General features: G+C 44.5%; 5 protein-coding genes and 1 pseudogene. 1 reads left to right on the top strand and 5 read right to left on the bottom strand.

Annotation, left to right across the window (positions count from 1 at the left end):
• Together ACP45E_RS18225 and ACP45E_RS18220 are read right to left on the bottom strand one after the other, a co-directional pair.
• A partial coding sequence (locus ACP45E_RS18225; protein WP_069585386.1) for a beta-ketoacyl-ACP synthase 3 occupies positions 1–788 on the bottom strand: 788 nt, incomplete at its 3' end.
• Positions 789–866: 78 nt separating this feature from the next.
• A complete protein-coding gene (locus tag ACP45E_RS18220; RefSeq protein ID WP_069585384.1) occupies positions 867–1,247 on the bottom strand; it encodes a nitrous oxide-stimulated promoter family protein in 381 nt (126 codons plus the stop codon).
• An 89-nt stretch (positions 1,248–1,336) separates the two neighbouring features.
• Between ACP45E_RS18220 and ACP45E_RS18215 the strand changes: the two genes are divergently transcribed.
• Positions 1,337–1,555 carry a DUF2986 domain-containing protein gene (locus ACP45E_RS18215; RefSeq protein WP_017039745.1) on the top strand — a complete coding sequence of 73 codons (219 nt, stop codon included), beginning with the start codon at positions 1,337–1,339 and terminating at the stop codon, positions 1,553–1,555.
• Positions 1,556–1,584: 29 nt separating this feature from the next.
• Here the strand turns inward: ACP45E_RS18215 and ACP45E_RS18210 are convergent, their stop codons facing one another.
• From ACP45E_RS18210 to ACP45E_RS18200, 3 genes and pseudogenes are all read right to left on the bottom strand, one after another.
• On the bottom strand, positions 1,585–2,058 hold the full coding sequence (locus tag ACP45E_RS18210; RefSeq protein WP_017038287.1) for an NYN domain-containing protein: 474 nt from the start codon (positions 2,056–2,058) through the stop codon (positions 1,585–1,587).
• A gap of 211 nt (positions 2,059–2,269) precedes the next feature.
• Complete coding sequence (lhgO, locus tag ACP45E_RS18205; protein WP_026026665.1) at positions 2,270–3,487, bottom strand: L-2-hydroxyglutarate oxidase; 1,218 nt, start codon at positions 3,485–3,487, stop codon at positions 2,270–2,272.
• A gap of 3 nt (positions 3,488–3,490) precedes the next feature.
• A pseudogene (locus tag ACP45E_RS18200) lies at positions 3,491–3,818 on the bottom strand (TRAP transporter permease); the annotation flags it as partial.

Here is a 3,818-nt window from a genome sequence, read left to right as displayed (position 1 = left end):
TCACACAAGGTTTGAATAATTCGGATGTTGGCCTGATGTGGAATAACCACATCAATGTCGTCAGTGGTCAATTGTGAATGATTCAGCACCTCATTCGATGCCGCACCCATTCCCTTCACTGCGCGCTTAAAAATATCTTTACCAATAAAGTTGAAATCCCAATAGCCGTTATCAGCGGCAAAACGGTCCATCGAAGTACCGAACTTAGGCACAGCTAAAATATCGCGACCCGCCGCATCACAGCCAATACGAGCTTGTTGCAGGCCCACTTTCTCTTCTGTTTTCGACAGAACAACCGCGCCAGAACCGTCTCCAAATAAAACAGCGGTATCACGCTTCGTCCAGTCAATAAAAAAGGACAGTCTCTCAGCACCAATGACCAAAGCATGGCGGTAATTTCCAGCTTGTATCAAACGCGTTGCGGTTTCTAAGCCGTACACAAATCCGGTACACGCCGCATTTAAGTCAAACGCTGCCGCCGCTTTAATGCCCAAGTTTTTAGAGACCAAGGACGCGGTATTGGGAATCAGTGAATCAGGAGAGCATGTCGCCACAATCACAACATCGATATCATTGGCTTCAAGCCCTGCACTAGCAAGAGCATGCTTGGCCGCAACGGTTGCCATATCAGAGGTGTTTACATGGCTAATACGTCGCTCTGCAATTCCGGTACGAGAGCGGATCCAATCATCGGATGTATCAAGAAAGGTACTGAGATCGTCGTTTGACAATACTGAAGGCGGTAGGCACTTTCCCCATCCGGTGATTTCTGCATAGAAGTTATTCATACGTAACCTATTGTTTATTCATGACATCAAGTACAACGATAAATCGGTACTAAAAATTACTGACGGTTTATTTGTCGTCTATTTTTGTCGCTTGTGGCGATTAGACGCGTTAGGCTTCGGTTTGTCCGGAACCGTTTTTCTTTCGTGTATTAAGTGGCGAATCGCGAGTATGGGGTGAGGTATGAGCATCTTTGGCCCTGAATAACGCATCACCAATCGCATTTGCTCCTTTTGTTTCGGCTTATAACAGTGAATGGGACATCGATTACACGTTGGTTTTTCTTGACCGTATGGGCATCGATCAAGTTTAGTTTCCGCGTAGTCCGCCAGTTCCTGGCATGCCTGACAAAGCGATGCCGCGCCATGATGATGCCGACAATAAATTAACAGCATCGAATGAACCGTTTTAAACTCAGTTAACAATGAATCGTTTAATAGATTGCTGTGCTCAAACGTCATAGCGACTCTCTGAATGCCGAATGGAAACTTGCCGTATCATCTGAAAAACTCTATTATCCCCCACCAAATGACACCTTATGGCATTATCGATGAATCGTAAAAAGAAAATTAATCAAATATTGAAAAAAAAGCAAAAGCAACACAATGCCAAACTGCACTCGAGCAATAAGCCTCGTTATATTTCTAAAGCTGAAAGAGCAAAAATGGAAGCAGAAGAGGCAAACAAAGCGTTAGAAAGCTCAGAATCCGTTCAAACAGAACAGGAACTGAGCGCAGATAAGGTAAGCGACAGCGCTGAGCAGCAGTAATTCATCGCCCTCTTCATTCGCTATCATGATTAGAGCAGAAGATCGTCATCGATTGGTATGAACTTGCTCGCGGATTCAATCAAATCTTGAGATGTTAAGCCCGGTACACCATACACTTCAACAGGCTTACTAAATCGAGATTTGATTCGATCAACCAACATAGAAAAGTCTCCATCACCCGACACCAAAATCACTCTGTCTACGGTGGATGCCAGCTCAAAAGCATCGAGGGCAATGCCCACATCCCAATCCCCTTTCGCACTGCCATCTTTACGTTGAATGAAAGGTTTTAAGCAAACGTTAAAACCAATACCTCGTAGAATATGATGAAACTGACGCTGTTTAGGATCTTTACTTGAGATTGCGTAGGCATTCGCTTGAGCAACGTGACAACCTGCTGTTGCTACATGCCAAAACTGGTTGTAGTCGAAGTTACGGCGATATTTATCACGAGTTGTGTAATACACATTTTGTACATCAACTAAAACCGCTATATTTTCCATGGAAGATCCGATTGGCTTAAAAACGGTCTTTATTCTATACCCTTGTCTCGTTGAAATAAAATCATAACCGCCTACCTATGCTCGCCATGCCATAAATTTACAACTCCGCCATCGTTCTCTAGATAAGAAAGACAACGAATCACTCATGAATTCCGTATCTAAGCGATCAGCAAGCGATTCAAACGCTAACCAAACGCATTACCCAAAAACACTAATCGAGCGATGATTCGACTATTTTGTCACAAATGTATTCGCCAATGGGAATCGCTGAGGTCGCCGCAGGGGAAGGCGCGTTACAGACATGCAAACTTCTTATACTGTTTGCAAATAAGAAATCATGGACCAGTGTTCCGTCAGACAATACAGCCTGTGCTCTCACTCCCGCAGGATAAGCCTGCAAGTCATCGAGTTCAATTGCTGGGCAGTATTTGTTCACTAATTTAAGGTAACCCGGCTTCCAAAACGAGTTTTTCCACTCCTTCAAACCTGTTCTTAGGTTCTTTTTCGTGACCTTCCAAAACCCTGAATAGCCCAGCATTTGCACGGTATCTTTAAAGCTAAAGTTAATGTTGCCATACCCTTCTCGCTTCCAACCTTGAACCGCATTTGGCCCAACCGTCACCGAACCATCAATCATGCGGGTTAAATGGACACCTAAAAAAGGCAAATCAGGGTCAGGAATTGGATAAATCAGATGGTTTACTACGTTATTGTGTTTTGGGGCGAGCTGATAATACTCTCCGCGGTAAGGAATGATTTGAAAGTCGCCAGCAATGTTAAGCATCTTCGTCATTCTGTCGGCCATTAAACCACTGCACGTCACCAAAAACTTGCCGACAAACGAAGTGTTAATACCATCTAAACGGGTATCAAGCTGAATATGAGACGTCGATTCATGCGCACCTATCACTTCGGTTTTAAGGCTGACTTCTCCTCCGAGAGCCATGAATTGCTCCACCATCTTTTGGGTTACTTGTCGGTAATCAACGATGCTGGTTGATTTCACCAAGATAGCACCTAACCCAACAATGTTAGGTTCAGCTTCGCTCAGTTGATTTTTATCGAGCAATTCCACATCGATCTGATTGGTTTTACAACGTGCATACAAATCCACCATACGATCAAGCTCTAGTGCAGAAGTCGCGACCAGTAACTTCCCACAGTTTTCAACCTTGATATCATGCTTAGCACAGAATGCCTTGGTCTGCTGTTCGCCTTTTTTACAAAACTCTGCTTTCAAACTGCCGGGGGCGTAATAGACACCCGCATGAATGACACCACTATTGTGCCCCGTTTGATGCTTCGCCCAACCACTTTCTTTCTCAATCAACAAGATGGATTTGTTTGGGAAACGACTTTTGAGTTGCCATGCTGTGGAAACGCCGACAATGCCACCGCCCACAACAAGATAATCATATTCTTTGCCCATCACTTAAACGGCCTTCTGGTTAGGAGTCATTGAGCTAAGTTGTTGCTTGTCATACAACCGCCCACTGTGAACAAAGATTGCGATAAATAGTCCACAAGCCACTAGGCGAATCCATAGAGAAATGTCAGCCCAGACTAGAACGATACCGACGATCACCAGAACAGCTCTTAACATCCAGTTCAGTTCACCTTCAAGATAGCCTTCTATCGCGCCAATGAACGCATAGGTGCCGATAATCGCGAAGAAACCGACAGTTAGCACGCTCGCGACATTCCAGCTGACTAAGCTGGTGTAGGCGATCAATAAAGGCACTAAAGATCGGAAGAGCGGT

Origin of the sequence: Vibrio genomosp. F10 str. 9ZD137, assembly GCF_049974785.1 — a bacterium.
Lineage (GTDB): Bacteria > Pseudomonadota > Gammaproteobacteria > Enterobacterales > Vibrionaceae > Vibrio.
This window is presented reverse-complemented; position numbering and strand designations above follow the sequence as displayed.